Source organism: Methylobacterium sp. WL119 (assembly GCF_008039875.1).
GTDB lineage: Bacteria > Pseudomonadota > Alphaproteobacteria > Rhizobiales > Beijerinckiaceae > Methylobacterium.
This window is the reverse complement of record NZ_VRUU01000003.1, coordinates 1-17,711: the sequence shown is the minus strand read 5'-3', so window position 1 is coordinate 17,711 and position 17,711 is coordinate 1. Positions and strand designations below refer to the sequence as shown.

The window sequence follows — 17,711 nt, the reverse complement described above, 5'->3', positions numbered from 1 at the left end:
GCGAGCGGCTTTGCGCGAGGGACGGGAACCGGAATGTCTGACCTCACCCTCAACGGCATCCGCGTCGAGGACACCTTCGCGGAGGCGTTCGACGTCGCCGGCACCGCGATCGTCGTCACCAACGACACCGCGAAGTGGGCGATGATCGCGGCCACGACCATGACCGGCTTCGCCACCTCGGTGATCGGCTGCGGCGCCGAGGCCGGGATCGACGCCGAGCTGTCGCCCGAGGAGACGCCGGATGGGCGCCCGGGCGTGCGCATCCTGCTGTTCGGCTTCGAGCCGAACGGGCTCAAGGAGCAGCTGCTGAAGCGCGTCGGGCAGTGCATCCTCACCTGCCCCGGGACGGCGTGCTTCGCCGGCGTCGAGGGGCCGACCAAGATCAAGCTCGGCGGCGCGATCCGCTACTTCGGCGATGGTTTCGCCATCGCCAAGCGCCTGCCGGACCACACCGGCAGGATGCGGCGCTACTGGCGCATCCCGGTGATGGACGGCGAGTTCCTGTGCGAGGATTCCGTGCTCGCGGTCGACGGCGCGGTCGGCGGCGGCAACCTGCTGTTCCTCGGCCGCACCCACGCCGAGACGCTGACGGTGGCCGAGGTCGCCGTGGAGGCCGCCAAGGCCATCCCCGGGGCGATCCTGCCCTTCCCCGGCGGCATCGTCCGCTCCGGCTCGAAGGTCGGCGGCCGCACCAAGGGCATGATGGCCTCGACCAACGACGCCTACTGCCCGACGCTGAAAGGCCGGGCCGGCTCGGCGCTGCCGCCCGAATGCGGCGTGGTCCTGGAGATCGTCATCGACGCGCTGACCTCGCAGGGCGTCTCCGATTCGATGCGGGCGGCGCTCCACGCCGCGACCGAGATCGGCGCGCAGCACGGCCTCGTCGCGGTCACCGCCGGCAATTACGGCGGCAACCTCGGGCGGCACCACTACCGCCTGCGCGACTTGCTCGACAAGAATCCCGCCGCGAAGGAGACCGTAGCGTGAGCGTCCTCTCCCTGCGGCAGGCGCCCCCCGAGCGCCTCGACTTCCTCAACATCGCGCCGGCGACCCTGGCCGCGCTCTCGCCGGCCGAGGCCGAGCGCCTGCCGATCGGCACCACCCGGCGCGGCCTGGTGCTCGGCGACTGCTTCCAGGTGTCGCTCGACGGCGGCGACAGCCTCACCATCGAGGGTGGCCACGAGCGGCTCGACCGCGTCGGCGGCGCGCTCGCAGCCGGCACGATCCGCGTCGTCGGCGACGTCGGCCAGCGGCTCGGCGAGGGCATGGCCGGCGGCACGCTGACCGTCACCGGCACGGCCGGCCCGTTCGCCGGCACCGGCGCCACCGGCGGCACCATCACCATCGCGGGCGATGCCGGCGATTACGCCGGCGGCGCGGTCTACGCGGCCAAGGCCGGGCTCGACGGCGCGACGCTGGTCATCAAGGGCACCGCCGGCCGCCATCTCGGCGACCGCATGCGGCGCGGGCTGATCCTGGTCGAGCGCGCGGGCGATTACGCCGGCTCGCGGATGATCGCCGGCACGATCGCCGCCGGGTCCGTCGGCGACGACGCCGGCTACGGCATGCGCCGCGGCACGCTCCTCCTCGGCAGCCACGGGCGCCTGACGCCGACCTTCGTCGAGACCGGCGAGCACGACCTCGTCTTCCTGCGGCTGCTGGCGCGCTCGCTCAAGACCCTGAGCCCGCGCCACGCCGAGATCGCCGCCGGCCCGCTGCGGCGCTATTCCGGCGACCTCGCGACGATCGCCAAGGGCGAGATCTGGGCGGCGGCCTGAGAGCCGCTCCTGCCTCCCCTCGCAGTGGGGGGGGGAGGCAGGCTCACGTGCCGTCCTCGCCGCAGCACTTCCCACGGACCTCGGCGTCGTCTTAAGATCCTCTCAACCCGGCCGCGGAGCCGGGACCCTGCGAGGACGTCCTGCCGATGCTGATCCTGCTGTCCGCCTGCCTGCTGTCGCAACCGACGCAGTGCCACGACGACCAGATCCCGATGTCCTACGAGGGCAGCAACCCGTTCATCTGCCTGCGCCACGCCCAGAGCGTCCTCGCCGAATGGCAGGCGGCGCACCCCGACCTCCACGTCGCGAAGTGGCGCTGTGCCGTGCGCGGCACGGTGCCGAAGGACCTGTGACCGCCGCGGATCGAAGCTGAACGGATCCCGACGCGTCCGCTCGCGAACGGTTCAGCCTCCCTCGATCATCCTCCGGGCTTCGATGGCCGCCGGCCACGCATTGCGCGAGGACATGTCGTGTCGCTCCACCGTTTCCGTCTTGCCGGGCTCTGCGCGCTCGTCCTCGCGGGCCAAGCCTCCGTCGGCGCCGCACGGGCCGCGGATTTCGACGGGCCCTATCCGCCGCCGCACCCGGAATACGGCGGCTACGCCCACCGGGAGCCGCCCCCGCCCGAGCCGGCCTTCCGCCGCCCGCGCTTCACCGCCGGCCCGGATTTCGAGCCGCCCGAGCGCTGCCGCAGCTTCGTGAAGCGCCGCATCGACGCCTATGGCGAGGAGGTGGTGCGCCGTGTCCGGGTCTGCGACGAGCCGGGCGGATACGATGACGGCCCCCGTCGCCCGGTCGTCTTCGATCACCCGCCGCGGCCGCCGGTCGACATCCCGGATCGCGATTGGGGCGGCCCGCGCTGGTAGCCCAGGGGGCGAGGACGCCCCCGCCTGAGATGAATGAGATCTCCGTGGCGGAAAACGCGACGTCCCGCCGTGTCGACGATCATCCTGCGATCCAGGGATCACGGGATCGACGTCACGCCCGGACCGGCGCCTTCTTGAGGGCGGCGGCGAAGGCCTTCAGCTGGCGGTTCAGGTCCGCCAGCTCGTTCAGCGCGATCGTCTTGTGCCCGTCCTTGACGGCACGCTCGATGTCCTCGACCTGCGAGGCGGCGAGGCGCCGGATTGCGGTGGCGACTTGGTCACGGGTCAACGGCGCCTCTCCCGGCACGACGCATGAGGGATGCTCGGTGATAGGTCGACAGGCTTAACCGTTGGTGTGCGGGCCTCCTCGCGCGCGGGCCCGCATCAGTCGTCCGGCGCGGTCGGCGGGGGCGGCGCCAGCGCGGCCTCGGCCGCCTGCAGGCCGGCCCGCGCCTTCGCCATCGCCGCGGCCTTGGCGCCGGTCTCGGCGTTCAGCGCTTCGAGGAAGGCGGTCCAGTTCCCGCGCAGCGCCGGCGGCATCTCGGCGTCGAGACGGTCGCGCAGCTGCGCCATCCGGGCGACGGGGCTGTCCGCCGGCCCCGCCCCGTCCGAATCGTAGACGCCGACGCCGCACACCTGGTCGCCGGCGCGGGTGTAGTAGGTGGTCTTCTGGAGCGCGACGGTGCTGCCCGGCTTGGGGAACAGGTAGCGGATCTCGGCGACCGTGCCGGCCTTGGCCGTCTCCAACATCTGGCGGATGAAGTAGGTGCCGTTGCTGTCGTGCAGGTCGCGCACGTTCTGGCCCTGCAGGATCGGGTTGGGATGCGCGCTCATCACGCCGTCCGGCCCGACGCAGAAGACGTAGGTGTCGGCGGTGCGGAACCCCGCCTCCCCCTTGGTGAAATGCGTGAGCGCCGCCGGCGCGTCGGCCGCGATCGCCGCGACGACGTGCTTCAGCATCCACTTGGCGGAGGCTTCCGAGCCGGCATCGCCGCAGGAGACCGGCGCCTCCCCGTCGCCGCAGGCGCGCCCTTGCTGGGGCGTCGCCGCCAACCCGATCGCGGCGAGGAGGGACGCAGCGAATACGGAGCGAAGCAATGCCATCGGTCGCGCCTCGACGATCAAGCGAAGGCCCGCGCGCGGCGGCAAGGCGTGCGCACGTCCGTTGCAAATGGATCCGTGGCTCGACAAGTCATGGTCGAAGCAGCCGGGATGGACGGCAGCTTCCATCGATTTCGTCGAATCTTCAAGCGCGAAATCGAGCATTCGAAACGCGCGAAAACAGTAGACCGGCGCGCGTCGGCGCCGGTGTATCTCCTGCGGGCCGAGGGCGCGACCCGTCCGCGGGTCGCGCCCTCGGCGCCGGGCATCGGCGTGGCCGTGGCGCGGCTCAGGTCCGCCAGGGGTGGGCCGGCAGCTCGGTCTTGCCGATCGTGCTGGCGCCGGCCTCGGCCACCACGTGGTCGTTCTCCACGGTCGAGCCGCTGACGCCGATGGCGCCCGACATCTCGCCGTCCGCGTCGACGATCGGGATGCCGCCGGGGAAGGTGATCAGCCCGTCGTTCGAGTGCTCGATGCCGTAGAGCGGGCCGCCCGGCTGCGACAGCGCGCCGATCTGCCCGGTCATCATGCCGAAGAACACCGAGGTCTTGGCCTTCTTCTGGGCGATGTCGATCGAGCCGACCCAGGCGCCGTCCATGCGGTAGAACGCCTTCAGGTTTCCGCCGGAATCGACGACGGCGATGCACATCTGCGTGCCGAGTTCGGCGGCCTTGGCTTTGGCGGCGGCGATCGCGGTCTCCGCCTGCTCGATGGTGACGTGCATGGTGTCATCTCCCTGATGGCGCCGCCGGACCGGGGCGCGTCGTCCCCGCAGCCTCGGCGGGGATACCGATCGACAACGGTCGAGGTTGCGCCCGGTGCCGAGAACAAGGACGGCCGCCCCGGATGTCCCGGGGCGGCCGCGGATCGATCGCGTCGGTCGACCTGCCTCTGCCGGCCTACTTGGCCGACATCGCGTTGGCCTTCTCGATCAGCGCCTCGGCCATGCGGATCGAGGCGATGTCGATCAGGCGGCCGTCGAGGGAGACGGCGCCGCGGCCGGCCTTGGCGGCTTCTTCCATCGCCACGAGGATGCGGCGCGCCTTGGTGACCTCGGCCTCGGACGGGGTAAACACCTCGTTGGCGAGGTCGATCTGCGAGGGGTGGATCGCCCACTTGCCCTCGTAGCCGGCCGACGCGCAGCGCCGGGCCGCGGAGGTGTAGCCGTCGGGATCGGAGAAGTCGCCGAACGGGCCGTCGATCGGGCGCAGGCCGTAGGCGCGGCAGGCCACCAGCATGCGCTGCTGGGCGAACAGCCACGGATCCTGCCAGTGGGTCTCGCGCTTGCCGCTCTCGTCCTTGTCGGTGAGCACGCTGTAATCGGGGTTCACCCCGCCGATGACCTGGGCGCGGGCGCGGCAGGACGCAGCGTAGTCGGCGACGCCGAAGGACATCGCCTCGAGGCGCTTCGAGGAGGTCGCGATCGCCTCGACGTTGGCCATGCCGAGCGCGGTCTCGATCAGCACCTCGAAGCCGAGCTTCTTCTCGCGCTTCTTGGCCTGCTCGATCTGCGTCACTAGCACGTCGATCGCGTAGACGTCGGCCGGCACGCCGACCTTCGGGATCAGGATCATGTCGAGGCGCGGACAGGCTTCGACGATGTCGACCACGTCGCGGTACATGTAGTGGGTGTCGAGACCGTTAATGCGGATCATCATGGTCTTCGAGCCCCAATCGATATCGTTGAGGGCAGCGATGATGTTGGTGCGGGCCTTCTCCTTGTCGTCCGGCGCGACCGCGTCCTCGAGGTCGAGGAAGATCACGTCGGCGTTCGAGGTGGCCGACTTCTCCATGAAGGTCGGGTTCGAGCCCGGCACCGCGAGTTCGGAGCGGTGGAGCCGCGGGGTGGCCTGCTGGACGAGGGTGAAGCTCATGGGGGGTCTCCTGTTTCCCTGGGAGGTCGAGCGGCTTGCGGTGCCGCCGTCAGAGCGCGGGCTCAGCTAGGCCGCCCGAACCGTCGGTTTCAACATGGGCCTGCGCGTTCTCGGCGACAGGCCTAGGCGATACGTTTGCATCAGCCGGTCGCACCGAAGCCGACGGCGATGCAGTTGATCGAGAGCAGGAGCGCGGATTTCACCGCCTCGCGCTTGTCCTCGTCGGTCTCGGCGCGGAACCGGCGCAGCAGCTCGACCTGCTCGCGGCCGACCTGGTTGATCGTCGGCAGGCGGCCGGTGAGACGGTCGCGGAACAGCGGCGCGCGCTCGGCCAGCTCCCGCCCGCCGGTGATCCGCAGCACCATCTCGCGCGTCAGCGCGTACTCGGCCTCGATCATCCCGAAGATGCGGTCGCGGATCTCCGGGTCGGCGACGAGGCCGGCGTAATCCCGGGCGATGCCGAGATCGACCATCAGCAGCGTCTTCTCGACCTCGTCGAGGATCAGGCGGAACAGCCGGCATTCCTGGAACAGGCGCTTGAGCAGCGCTTCGCCCTGGTCGCCGCGCACGTCGAGGAAGCTGCGGATGCCGGAGCCGACGCCGTACCAGCCGGTGACGACGTGCCGGTTCTGCGACCATGCGAACACCCAGGGGATCGCGCGCAGGTCGCTCAGCGACTTCGCCCCGAAGCGCCGCGCCGGGCGCGAGCCGATGTTGAGCAGCGCGATCTCGTCGAGCGGGCTCGCGGCCTGGAAGTAGTCCACGAGGCCGTCGGCCTGGAGCAGGTTGACGTAGGCCGCGCGCGAGGCGCCGGACAGCGCCTCCAGCGCATCGTCGAACTCGTGCCGGGGCTGGTTCGCACGCTGCCGCTCGGATTGCAGCGCGTGTTCGAACACGGAGGCCGCCAGCAGCTCCATCTGGTAGGCGGCGGTGCCGCGGTTGGCGTACTTGAACGAGACCACCTCGCCCTGCTCGGTGGTGCGGAAGCGGCCGTTGATCGAGCCGGGCGGCTGCGCGTCGATCCCGCGCTGAGTCGGCACGCCGCCGCGGCTCACCGAGCCGCCGCGCCCGTGGAAGAATGCGATCGGCACGCCGGCTTCCTTGCCGAGCGCCGTCAGCTTCGCCTGCGCCTTGTACAGCTCCCAGTTCGAGGCGACGAAGCCGCCGTCCTTGTTCGAATCCGAGTAGCCGATCATCACCTCCTGCACGCCGCCCTGCCAGCGGGTGGAGCGGCGGACCACCGGGATGCCGACGAGCTCCTTCATGATCGCCGGCGCGGCGCGCAGGTCCTCGATGGTCTCGAACAGCGGCACGATCGGCAGCGGGCAGATCTCGGTGCCGGCGGCGTCGAGGTAGAGGCCGGCCTCCTTGGCCAGCAGGTAGGCGCCGAGGATGTCGGGCACCGAGCGGGTCATCGACAGGACGAAGGCGCCGAACGCCTCGCGGTCGAGGGTGTCGCGCATCTCGCCGACGAGCGCGAAGGTGGCCAGGGTCTCGCGGGCGTCGTCCGGTAGGCCCTCGAACGAGGTTTCGCCGGTCCGCGGCCGCGCCAGCTCGGCGACGAGCCAGACCTTCCACTCGGGCGACTCGAGGTCCGGCGGCGCCTTGCCGCCGCTCTGGCGGGCGTAGAGCGCGTGCAGCGTCTTCGTGGTGCGGGTGGTGTTCTCGCGCAGGTCGAGGCGGACGGTGGAAAACCGGAAGATCTCGACCATGCGCCGCACCGGCCGCACGAGGTCGGTGGCGAGCGAGGTGCACTTGGCGTCCGCGAGGCCCTGCTCCAGGGTGCGCAGGTCGTTGATCAGCCCGTCGGCGCTCGGGTAGTCCGGCCCGCTCGTGCGGCCGCCCTCGTTGCGCCGGATCGTCGCCTCGATCTTGCGCAGGATGCAGGACAGGTACTGGCGATAGGCCTCGCCGGGGTTGCGGCCGGCGATCGCCTTGGCGTCGCCGCTCTCGGACAGGGCCCGGGCCAGCTCGGCCCGGAAGGTCTCGGGCACCGGCATCGAGCGTTCGGTGAGCGACAGCACCCGGCCGAGATGGAGCACGCCGTCGCGGTAGCGCCTGAGCGAGGCGAGCGCGTTCCACTTCAGCGTCTCGCGGGTGACGCTGGCGGTGACGTAGGGATTGCCGTCGCGGTCTCCGCCGATCCAGGAGCCGAACTGGAAGAAGGCCGGCACCTCGAACTTCTCGTCCGGATAGTACTGCGCCAGGGATTCCTCGAGCGAGTAGACCACCTCCGGCAGCATCTCGAACAAGGTCTCGTCGAAGAAGTGCAGGCCCCAGGAGACCTCGCGCTCGACGGTGGCCTTCTCCAGGTGCAGCTCGCCGGTCATCCAGACCAGCTCGATCTGGTCGCGCAGCTCGTTCATCAGGCCGTTGCGCTCGCGCGTGGTCCAGCGCGGCAATTCGAGCTCGCGCAGCACGAGGTAGATGCGCCGGAACTTCTCCAGCACGGTCACGCGCTTGCCCTCGGTCGGGTGGGCGGTGATCGTCGGGCGGATGCGCAGGTCCTTCAGCAGGGCATGGATCTGCGGCGCCGGGATGCTGCCGGCCGAGGCTTCCGCCAACACCTTGGCGAAGGACCCGCCGAGGGCCGAGCGGCCCTCCGTGCGCTCGACGTGCCGGCGCCGGCGCATGGCGACGTTCTGCTCGGCGATCGACAGCAGCTGGAACCAGATGCCCTGCACCTGGAGCGCCCGGGCCAGCATCTCGGGCGTGAAGGTCGAGATGTCGGCGGTGCCGTGCAGCACGGCCTCCAGCTCCGGCTCGTGCCGCCGCGCCACGTCGAGCAGCGCGTGGAACAGGATGTCGAGGGCTTCCTTCGACGAGGTGCCGGTGATCACCGGCGGCGCGAAGGCGTTCTCGTCGGCATGGCCGAGGGAGGCGTGAAGGGTCTTTGGCATCGGATCAAGCCACCTGGGGCGGATATCGTTTTGGCGGGGGTGGCACCGCGCGGCCCCCTCTCCCGAGCGGGAGAGGGTCGGGGTGAGGGGCTAGGTCATTCCGGAGAGGTCACGCCCCTCACCCTGTCCCCCTCCCGAACGGGAGAGGGGACCCGCGCTTCAGGTTCGCGCTTCGGGCGCTACGCCGCCCGCCGCATCACCTCGGCGACGGTGTCGCCGAACGAGCCGGGATCGGGCGCCACGGTCAGCCCGTAGGACCGCATGATCTCGGCCTTCTCGGCCGCGCTGTCGCCGGTGGCCGAGATGATCGCGCCGGCATGGCCCATGCGGCGGCCCTTCGGCGCCGTGAGCCCGGCAACGAAGCCGATCACGGGCTTCGAGAAGTTCGCCTTGATCCAGGCCGCGGCCTCGGCCTCCTGCGGGCCGCCGATCTCGCCGATCATCAGCACGGCCGCGGTCTCCGGGTCCTGCTCGAACAGCGCGAGGTGGTCGAGGAAGGACGAGCCGTTGATCGGGTCGCCGCCGATGCCGACCGAGGTCGAGATGCCGATGCCGTGCGCCTTCATCTGCGAGGCGGCCTCGTAGCCGAGCGTCCCCGAGCGCGAGATCACGCCGACGTTGCCCTTCAGGTAGATGTGCGGCGGCATGATGCCGAGCATCGACTTGCCGGGCGAGATGATGCCGGCGCAGTTGGGGCCGACCACCATGGTGCGGCGGTCCTTGGGGTAGCGCATCAGGTAGCGCTTCACCCGCATCATGTCCTGGGCCGGGATGCCGTCGGTGATCGAGCAGACCAGCTTCAGCCCGGCATCGGCCGCCTCCATGATCGCGTCCGCGGCGAAGGGCGGGGCGACGAAGGTGATCGACGTGGTGGCGCCCGTCGCCTCCACGGCGTCCTTGACGGTGTTGAACACCGGCAGGCCGAGATGGGTCTTGCCGCCCTTGCCGGGGGTGACGCCGCCGACGACGTTGGCGCCGTAATCCTTCATCTCCTTGGCGTGGAAGGTGCCCTTGTCGCCGGTGATGCCCTGGACGATGATCGGGGTGGTCTCGTCGATGAGAATGCTCATGGCGGTATCCTTCGCTTATCTCACGGACGTCAGTGCTTGGTGCCGTTGCAGGCCTCGACGGCCTTGCGCGCGGCCTCCGACAGGGTCTCGGCGGTGATCAGGTCGAGCCCGCTCTCGGCCAGGATGCGTTGCCCGGCCTCGACGTTCGTGCCGGCGAGCCGGACGATCAGCGGCACCTCGATCTTCACCTCGCGCGCCGCCTGGACCACGCCCTCCGCGACCCAGTCGCAGCGGTTGATGCCGGCGAAGATGTTGACGAGGATCGCCTTCACGTTCTTGTCCGACAGGACGAGGCGGAAGGCGGTGGCGACGCGCTCGGGGCTCGCGCCGCCGCCGACGTCGAGGAAGTTCGCCGGCTCGCCGCCCGCGTGCTTGATCATGTCCATGGTCGCCATGGCGAGGCCGGCGCCGTTGACGATGCAGCCGATCTCGCCCTCCAGCCCGATGTAGCTGAGGTTGTGCTCGGCGGCCTGGGCCTCGCGCGGGTCGCCCTGCGATGGGTCGTGCATGTCGGCGATGTTGCGGCGGCGGAACATCGCGTTGTCGTCGAACGACATCTTGGCGTCGAGCGCCAGCACGCGGTCGTCCTTGGTGACGACGAGCGGGTTGATCTCCAGCATGGTGCCGTCGCAGTCGCGGAACGCCCGGTAGGCGTTCATGATCGTCTTCACCGCGGCCGAGACCTGCTTGATGTTGAGGCCGAGCTGGAACGCGATCTCGCGGGCCTGGAACTGCTGCAGGCCGACGGCCGGCTCTACCACCACCTGGATCAGCGCCTCGGGCTCGCTGGCCGCGATCTCCTCGATGTCCATGCCGCCGCGCTGGGAGGCGATCACGCGGACGCGCTCCGCCTTCCGGTCGAGGACGTAGCCGAGATACAGCTCGCGCTCGAACGGGTCGGCGGTCTCGACGTAGACCCGCTGCACCGGCTTGCCCTCGGGCCCGGTCTGGAGGGTGACGAGGCGCTTGCCGAGCAGCTCGCGGGCGGCGTCGCGGACCTCGTTGTAGGTCCGGCACAGCTTGATCCCGCCGGCCTTGCCGCGGGCGCCGGCATGGATCTGGGCCTTCACCGCCCAGAACGAGCCGCCGAGCTCGGTCGCGGCGTAGACGGCCTGGTCGGCGCTGAAGGCGACGGCGCCCTTGGGAACCGCGACGCCGAAGCTCGCGAGCAGCTCCTTGGCCTGATACTCGTGCACGTCCATCGGGCGCCTCCTTCGGTACTGTTCTTGGCTGCGTTTCTACGCCCTCATTTTACTTTGGGGGAGAGCAGTGTCGCATTAAATTTTTTTGCATTCTCGTTGAGTTCGCCTTGATCGGCGAAGGAATGCTTGCGGTCTTCTTGTTGCGTCGCACAATCTTCTGGCGACGATCGTTTCCCGACTTCGCAATTCGCCCGTCGGCGGTCCCCGATCGCCGCCGATCGGGGACCGCCGACGGGCTTCGCGTCAGCTCACTTTGGCCTTGACCACGTCGTAGACCTTCTCGTTGAGCGGGCCGGCATCGCCGAGCAGCGCCTCGAGCTCGGTCAGGCGCCCCTGCGCGAAATCGCGGTCGTCGAGGCCCTTGGCATTGACGTAGACGTTCAGCGCCGCGCTGCGCAGGCCGGCATGGGCCGAGAGCACGGCGACGCCGGCATCCGAGATGACGTTGAGGTTGCCCTTGTCGGCGACGACCTCGGCGAGGTCGATCACCGCGCGGCAGGCGCGGCAGCAGGCGAGCGGCACGTCGGTCGCCACCTTCAGCGCCGCCTGGATCCGCTCGGCGCGGACCGCCTTCTCGTCGTCGGTGGCCTTGGGCAGCCCGTAGGCCCCCATCACCGCGTCGAAGGCGGCGACGTCCTCGGCGATCATGCCGGTGAGCTGCGCCCGCAGCGCCTCGGACTGGACGAGCATGTCCTTCAGCTCGGCCTCGACCTCGACGTACTTCTTCTTGCCGATGGTGAGGTTGCACACCATCGAGACCAGGGCCGCGCCCATGGCGCCGGAGATGGCGGCGGCACCGCCGCCGCCGGGGGTCGGGGCGGCGCTGGCCAGCCCGTCGAGGAAGGTCGCGATCGTATCGTGCTCGGCCATGCGCCCCACTCCCCCGTTCAGGCCATCTTCTTGGCGAGCGCGTAGATCTCCTCGGCATCCAGCACCTGCTCGGTGCTGTCGAAGAGCTGGCCGACGCAGGCGCGATGGAGCTTCAGCTTCAGGCCGCCGATGCCCAGTGCGCCGAACGACTTCTTGCCGTGCCGGTCCTTGCCCTTGTCCATGGCGTCGATGCCGCCGAAGCCGAGCGGCGGCTGGGCGTTGTAGTCGGCCACGAACTCGATCGAGGCCTCGTCCTTCCAGGCCGACTCGGGCAGCAGCTCGATGCCGATGGCGCCGGCCGAGAACACCAGGTTCTTGCCCTTGACGATCTCGGCGCGCGAGGCCTCGTCCGGGGTCGCGGCCGCCGTCACGGCGACGCCGAAGCGCTTGTTGACGGCGTCCGCCGCCGCCTGCGCGCGGTCGAGCTGACGGGCGGCGAGGACGACCTCGGCGCCCTCCTGGGCGAGCAGCGCCGCCGAGCGCATGCCGACCGGGCCGGTGCCGGCGAGCACCACGGCCTTCTTGCCCTCGAGCGAGCCGGCGGCCTTCGCCACCAGAGCGACGCCGGCGGCGGCGGTGGTGTTCGAGCCGTTGGAATCGAGCATGGTCGAGACGCGGAACGGGCCGAAGAAGCGCTTCTTCACCGCCTCGAGCACCGCCTCGCCGGCCGCCATGTTGCCGCCACCGACGAAGATCGCCGTCGACTTCTTCTCCGAGCCGCCGCGGGTGTAGATCGTGCCGTCGACGAGCGCGCCGACGTTCTCGGGCGTCACGCCGCCGTAGCCGGTGATGTGGTCGGCGCCGCCGTCGTAGCCGACGACGGTGTCGAACACGGACGGCATCGCATCGGTGTCGAACAGGAACAGAAGCTTCTTCATGGTGCGTCCTCTCGCCCGCGTCTCGGCGCGGATGGCGTTCGTGTTGGAAATTGGGTTCGGGCTCGTCGGTCGCTCAGCCACCCTCCCCCTCTGCGGGGGAGGGTGGCCCGCGAAGCGGGTCGGGAGAGGGGCAGCGCGACGTTCGGAAACGTGGCTCCCCTCTCCCGACCCTCGCTGACGCGAGGCCCACCCTCCCCCGCAGCGGGGGGAGGGAGAGTTCGACCTAGACCACGTTCTGCGGCTTGCCGGCGACGAAGGCCTCGACGTTGTCGACGAGCTGGTCGGCCAGGATCTGCATCGCCTCCTTGCTGGCCCAGGCCACGTGCGGCGTGACGATCAGGTTCGGCAGGTCGAGGTCGCACAGGATGTTGCCGTTCTTGGGCGGCTCCTGCACCACCACGTCGAAGCCGGCGCCGCCGATCGTGCCGGCCTTCAGCGCCTCGGCCAGGGCCTCCTCGTCCACCAGCCCGCCGCGGGCGGTGTTGATGAGGATCGCGTGCTTCTTCATCTTCGCCAGCTGCTCGGCGCCGATCATGTTCCGGGTCTCGGGCGTCAGCGGCGCGTGCAGCGTGATGACGTCGGACTGGGTCAGGATCGTCTCGAGGTCGACGAGGCCCTCCTGCGGGAAGACGTCGTAGGCGATGACCTTCATGCCGAGCGCTTCCGCCCGCTTGCCGATCGACTTGCCGAGCGCGCCGTAGCCGACGATGCCGAGCGTCGAGCCGGCGATGTCGTGGATCGGGTAGTCGAAGTAGCAGAACTGGGTCGACTTGTTCCAATCGCCCCGGCGCACCGAGTTGGCGTAGGGCACGATCGCGCGCCGCAGGGCGAAGATCAGCGCGATGACGTGCTCGGGCACGGTGTTGAAGGCGTAGTTGCGGATGTTGACGACGGTGATGCCTTGCGCCTTCGCCTGCTCCTTGTCGACCACGTCGGTGCCGGTGGCGGCGACGGCGATGAGCTTGAGGTCGGGCAGCTGCTTCAAAGTGTCGGCGCGCATCGGCACCTTGTTGATCAGCGCGATCTCGGCGCCCTGGAGCCGGGAGACGATCTCCTCCGGTGTCCAGGTCGAATCGTATTCCTTGTAGTCGTGCGGGAAGTTGAACGGCCGGACCGTGGCGTCGAGGGACTCGCGGTCGAGGAATACGATCTTCTTCGTCATGGAACGCCTTTCATGCGACGGCCGGATCGGGCCCTGCCCGCGACGCGCCGGTCGCGGCGATCCCGATCCGGTTCGAGATGATCCCCTCTCGTCCGGGATGGCGCGGGGGCGTCGCCGCCCCCGCGCGATGGTGTCGGCCTTAGCGTCAGCCCCGGGTGAGCGGATGCTCGCGCAGGTAGCTCGACGCGGCGGCGACGCCCGAGCCCGGGGTGACGTGCACGCCGCAATCGATCATCGCCATCTCGGCGCCGGCGATCGCGCCCAGCAGCGACAGCTCGTTGAGATCACCGAGGTGGCCGATGCGGAACACCTTGCCGGCGACCTGGCTGAGGCCGGCGCCGAGCGAGAGGTTGTAGCGGTCGTAGGCGTGCTTGATGATCTTGGCCGCATCAACGCCCTCGGGCGCCAGGATCGCCGTCACCGTGTCGGAGTTCCACTTGGGCTCCTTGGCGCAGGTCTTCAGGCCCCACGCCGCCACGGCCTGACGGGTCGCCTCGGCGAGCACGTGATGGCGGTGGTAGACGTTCTGCAGCCCCTCTTCCTTGATGCACTCGAGAGCCTCGCGCAGGCCGTAGAGCAGCGGAAGCGGCGGGGTGTAGGGGAAGTAGCCGGTCGGGTTCTGCTTCAGCTGGTCGGACCAGGCGAAGTAGACGTGTCCGAGGCGGTCGTTGCCGCCGGCGGTGCCTTCGGAGGCCTTGATCGCCTTGGCGCTGGCGCAGAGCACGCCGAGGCCGGCGGGGAGCATGAAGCCCTTCTGCGAGCCGGCGATGGCGCAATCCACCTTCCACGCGTCCATCTCGAACGGCAGCGAGCCGATCGACGAGATGCCGTCGACGAACAGCAGCGCCGGGTGGCCGGCGGCGTCGATCGCCTTGCGGACCGCGCCGATGTCGCTGGTGACGCCGGTCGCCGTCTCGTTGTGGACGACCATCACGGCCTTGATCTTGTGCTCGGTGTCGGCGCGCAGCGCCTGGCCGATCTTCTCCGGGTCGGCGCCGGTGCCCCAAGCCTCGTCCTGCACGATGACGTCGAGGCCGAGGCGCTGGGCCATGTCGACCCAGAGGTGGCTGAACTGGCCGTAGCGGGCGGTCAGGACCTTGTCGCCGCGGCAGAGCGTGTTCGCCAGGGCCGATTCCCAGATGCCGGTGCCGGAGGACGGATAGAAGATGATCGTGCCCGCCTCGGAGCCGAACACCATCTTGGCGTCCTGGAACAGCGGCTTCACCAGCGCCGGGAAGTCGGGCGAGCGGTGGTCCTCCGAGGGGACGTGCATCGCGCGCAGCACGCGGTCCGGGATGTTGGTCGGGCCGGGAATGAAGAGGTGATTGCGTCCGGGGCGCCGCGTTGCAGCCATGGGGTGTGTCCTCCGATTACCAAAAAACGTTGGCCGGCAAGCCGGCTTCAGGAACGATGCGCCGGCTTGCGACGCATGGGCGTGTGGTGATCCGTGGGCGGTCTGGTGAGGGGGACGCCGAACCGGCGCGGCCGGAAGCGCGCGGGAGGGCTGTCCCGCGCGGAACTTCCGCGTCGTCGGTCGGTCGCTTCACCGGGCGATGCGGAGCGGCGGAACGGTCTGGCACCGCTCGCGGTCGCGGCATGGATCCATGCCGGTCGCCTCCGAAAAGCCTCGTCTTCCATGCGTCGGCCGTGGCCGTCGCGCAAGCCGCGGAATGCGGATCCTGCACGCCGGCGCTGCGCCGACCCTCGACACCTTCCTCCCCGTCGTCCCGCCCCGGCTCACGATCCAAGTGGTTCACGATCCAAGTCGACCATCCAGGTCGGCGATCCATTGGCCGTCGCCGGCGCCGGCCTTACGGCAGGCGATCGCTTTGAATCCATTATGAACGCCGAAGCTCCACAAGCAAAACTGGAAAAACTTCCCGGACGACGAAAAAAAATTGTCGTGCACTGCAGCAAACCGGCGAAGGATCTTCGCATTGCTTGCTGCATCGCAGCATCGGATGCGCGCCACCGTCATCAAACTGAGACGCGTTTCCGGTTTGGCTCGGCCGAAGACCGCCGGGAGATGCTCGTGGCCGACGACACGGAAGGGACGACCCGCGTCCGCACCCTGTTCCTCTCAGACCTGCACCTCGGCACCCGCGGCTGCCAGGCCGGGCTGCTCCTGGACTTCCTGAAGGACTACGACGCCGACACGCTCTACCTCGTCGGCGACATCGTCGACGGCTGGCAGCTCCGATCGGGCTGGTACTGGCCGCAGGGGCACAACGACGTGGTGCAGAAGCTCCTGCGCAAGGTGCGCAAGGGCTCGAGCCTGGTCTACGTGCCGGGCAACCACGACGAGTTCCTGCGCGACTACATCGGCACCACCTTCGGCGGGATCGAGATCGCCGAGAGCCGCATCCACGAGGCGGCGGACGGGCGGCGCTACCTGGTGATCCACGGCGACCAGTTCGACATGGTGGTGCGCCACGCCCGCTGGCTCGCCCATCTCGGCGACGGCGCCTACACCTTCGCGCTGTTCGTCAACACCGGCCTGAACAAGCTGCGCCGCCGGCTCGGCCTGTCCTACTGGTCGCTCTCGGCCTGGGCGAAGCTGAAGGTGAAGAACGCGGTCAACTTCATCGGCGCGTTCGAGACCTTTCTCGCCGACGAGGCCCGGCGCCAGGGTGCCGACGGGGTGATCTGCGGCCACATCCATCACGCCGCCGACCGGCGGATCGACGGCCTGCGCTACCTCAACACCGGCGACTGGGTTGAATCCTGCACCGCGCTGGTCGAGCATTACGACGGCCGCATGGAGGTGCTGCACTATCCGAGCGTGCTTCGCGCCCGCGCGGCGGAGGCGTCGGAGGCCGAGCGCGCCGGTGCGCTTCCGGCGCAGGACCGCCGGGCGGTCGCGTGAGGCTGCTGGTCGCGACCGATGCCTGGGCGCCGCAGGTCAACGGCGTGGTGCGCTCGCTCGAGCGCATGGCCGAGGCCGCCCCCGCCCACGGCTTCGAGCCGTTCTTCGTGACCCCGCGCGACTTCCGCTCGCTGCCGATGCCGGGCTATCCCGAGATCCGGCTGGCGCTGGCGGGCGCGCGCGGCATCGCCGCCGCCTGGGCGCGGATCGAGCCGACCCACGTCCACATCGCCACCGAGGGCACGATCGGCCACGCGGTGCGGCGGCTCTGCCGCGCGAAGGGCCGCCCCTTCACCACGAGCTACCACACGCGGTTTCCCGAATATCTCGCCGCCCGGGCGCCGATCCCCGAGGCGTGGAGCTACGCCTGGCTGCGGCGCTTTCACCGGGCGGCCAGCGGCACCATGGTCAGCACCGCCTCGCTCGAGCGCGAGCTCGCCGGCCGCGGCTTCCGCAACCTGATGCGCTGGACGCGGGGCGTCGACACCGACCTGTTCCGCCCGGCCGATCCTTCCGCGGAGGTTCCCCCTGCGCTCGCGGGGCTGCCGCGCCCGATCTTTCTCTTCGTCGGCCGCGTCGCGGTCGAGAAGAACGTCGCCGCCTTCCTCAGTCTCGACCTGCCGGGCAGCAAGGTGGTGATCGGCGACGGGCCCGACCGCGCCCGGCTCGCGGCCGCCCACCCGCAGGCCCGCTTCCTCGGCACCCGCACCGGCGCGGAGCTGTCCGCGCTCTACGCGGCGAGCGACGTGTTCGTGTTCCCGAGCCTCACCGACACCTTCGGCATCGTGCTGCTCGAGGCGATGGCCTGCGGCCTGCCCGTGGCGGCCTACCCGGTCACCGGCCCCCTCGACGTGGTCGCCGGGACCGGGGCCGGGGTGCTCGACGCCGACCTGCGCGCGGCATGCCTCGCCGCCCTCGCCGTTCCGCGCGGGCAATGCCGCGCGGAGGCCCTCCGCCGGACCTGGGCCGAGAGCGCCCGCGAGTTCTTCGGCAACATCGAGAGCGCCCACGCCCAGGCGGCCGATCTGCGCGTGCCGGCCGGCGCCGAGGCGGCCCTGCTTGGCTGATGAGGTGACGGGTTGAGAGGGTGACGGGCCGGCCAAGGAATGCGATGGGTCGCCGCCCCTCCGGACCCGACCCGCCC

The 17,711-nt window shown here is 70.1% G+C and carries 18 protein-coding genes; 6 read left to right on the top strand and 12 right to left on the bottom strand.

Features of this window, described 5'->3' with window-relative positions; translation table 11 throughout:
• Positions 1 to 33 precede the first annotated feature (33 nt).
• The 4 genes from fhcD (at position 34) to FV227_RS02255 (ending at position 2,644) form a co-directional block, all read left to right on the top strand.
• Entirely contained in the window at positions 34 to 987 is a 954-nt protein-coding gene (fhcD, locus tag FV227_RS02270) for a formylmethanofuran--tetrahydromethanopterin N-formyltransferase (RefSeq protein WP_147728229.1), read from the top strand.
• On the top strand, positions 984 to 1,778 hold the full coding sequence (locus tag FV227_RS02265; RefSeq protein ID WP_147858209.1) for a formylmethanofuran dehydrogenase subunit C: 795 nt from the start codon (positions 984 to 986) through the stop codon (positions 1,776 to 1,778). Before fhcD ends, FV227_RS02265 begins: the two co-directional genes overlap by 4 nt.
• A 146-nt stretch (positions 1,779 to 1,924) precedes the next feature.
• On the top strand, positions 1,925 to 2,131 hold the full coding sequence (locus FV227_RS02260; RefSeq protein ID WP_147729737.1) for a hypothetical protein: 207 nt from the start codon (positions 1,925 to 1,927) through the stop codon (positions 2,129 to 2,131).
• A 117-nt stretch (positions 2,132 to 2,248) separates the two neighbouring features.
• Positions 2,249 to 2,644, top strand: coding sequence for a hypothetical protein (locus FV227_RS02255; RefSeq protein ID WP_147729738.1), 396 nt, complete (start codon positions 2,249 to 2,251; stop codon positions 2,642 to 2,644).
• A gap of 112 nt (positions 2,645 to 2,756) precedes the next feature.
• Here the strand turns inward: FV227_RS02255 and FV227_RS28775 are convergent, their stop codons facing one another.
• The 12 genes from FV227_RS28775 to FV227_RS02195 form a co-directional block, all read right to left on the bottom strand.
• Complete coding sequence (locus tag FV227_RS28775; protein WP_187274652.1) at positions 2,757 to 2,933, bottom strand: hypothetical protein; 177 nt, start codon at positions 2,931 to 2,933, stop codon at positions 2,757 to 2,759.
• Positions 2,934 to 3,028: 95 nt separating this feature from the next.
• Positions 3,029 to 3,748: a cache domain-containing protein gene (locus FV227_RS02250; protein WP_147858208.1), complete on the bottom strand. Its 720-nt coding sequence runs from the start codon at positions 3,746 to 3,748 to the stop codon at positions 3,029 to 3,031.
• Positions 3,749 to 4,034: 286 nt separating this feature from the next.
• Complete coding sequence (locus FV227_RS02245) at positions 4,035 to 4,469, bottom strand: heme-binding protein (protein ID WP_147726365.1); 435 nt, start codon at positions 4,467 to 4,469, stop codon at positions 4,035 to 4,037.
• Positions 4,470 to 4,644: 175 nt separating this feature from the next.
• Positions 4,645 to 5,619, bottom strand: a complete 975-nt coding sequence (locus FV227_RS02240) for a CoA ester lyase (RefSeq protein ID WP_147726364.1) — start codon at positions 5,617 to 5,619, stop codon at positions 4,645 to 4,647.
• Between the two features lie 140 nt (positions 5,620 to 5,759).
• Positions 5,760 to 8,519, bottom strand: coding sequence for a phosphoenolpyruvate carboxylase (locus tag FV227_RS02235; RefSeq protein WP_147726363.1), 2,760 nt, complete (start codon positions 8,517 to 8,519; stop codon positions 5,760 to 5,762).
• Between the two features lie 179 nt (positions 8,520 to 8,698).
• On the bottom strand, positions 8,699 to 9,589 hold the full coding sequence (gene sucD / locus FV227_RS02230; RefSeq protein ID WP_147726362.1) for a succinate--CoA ligase subunit alpha: 891 nt from the start codon (positions 9,587 to 9,589) through the stop codon (positions 8,699 to 8,701).
• Between the two features lie 29 nt (positions 9,590 to 9,618).
• On the bottom strand, positions 9,619 to 10,791 hold the full coding sequence (locus FV227_RS02225; RefSeq protein ID WP_147726361.1) for a malate--CoA ligase subunit beta: 1,173 nt from the start codon (positions 10,789 to 10,791) through the stop codon (positions 9,619 to 9,621).
• A gap of 243 nt (positions 10,792 to 11,034) precedes the next feature.
• On the bottom strand, positions 11,035 to 11,661 hold the full coding sequence (fchA, locus tag FV227_RS02220; protein ID WP_147726360.1) for a methenyltetrahydrofolate cyclohydrolase: 627 nt from the start codon (positions 11,659 to 11,661) through the stop codon (positions 11,035 to 11,037).
• Between the two features lie 17 nt (positions 11,662 to 11,678).
• Complete coding sequence (locus FV227_RS02215) at positions 11,679 to 12,539, bottom strand: NADP-dependent methylenetetrahydromethanopterin/methylenetetrahydrofolate dehydrogenase (RefSeq protein WP_147726359.1); 861 nt, start codon at positions 12,537 to 12,539, stop codon at positions 11,679 to 11,681.
• A 223-nt stretch (positions 12,540 to 12,762) separates the two neighbouring features.
• On the bottom strand, positions 12,763 to 13,701 hold the full coding sequence (locus FV227_RS02205; RefSeq protein WP_147726357.1) for a D-2-hydroxyacid dehydrogenase: 939 nt from the start codon (positions 13,699 to 13,701) through the stop codon (positions 12,763 to 12,765).
• A gap of 145 nt (positions 13,702 to 13,846) precedes the next feature.
• On the bottom strand, positions 13,847 to 15,055 hold the full coding sequence (locus tag FV227_RS02200; protein WP_147726356.1) for an aminotransferase class V-fold PLP-dependent enzyme: 1,209 nt from the start codon (positions 15,053 to 15,055) through the stop codon (positions 13,847 to 13,849).
• Between the two features lie 399 nt (positions 15,056 to 15,454).
• Positions 15,455 to 15,679, bottom strand: a complete 225-nt coding sequence (locus FV227_RS02195) for a hypothetical protein (RefSeq protein WP_147726355.1) — start codon at positions 15,677 to 15,679, stop codon at positions 15,455 to 15,457.
• A 54-nt stretch (positions 15,680 to 15,733) separates the two neighbouring features.
• On the opposite strand from FV227_RS02195, the gene FV227_RS02190 reads away from it, so the two are divergent.
• Positions 15,734 to 16,567, top strand: coding sequence for a UDP-2,3-diacylglucosamine diphosphatase (locus FV227_RS02190; RefSeq protein WP_147726354.1), 834 nt, complete (start codon positions 15,734 to 15,736; stop codon positions 16,565 to 16,567).
• Positions 16,564 to 17,634, top strand: coding sequence for a glycosyltransferase family 1 protein (locus FV227_RS02185; RefSeq protein ID WP_147858207.1), 1,071 nt, complete (start codon positions 16,564 to 16,566; stop codon positions 17,632 to 17,634). Before FV227_RS02190 ends, FV227_RS02185 begins: the two co-directional genes overlap by 4 nt.
• Positions 17,635 to 17,711 lie beyond the last annotated feature (77 nt).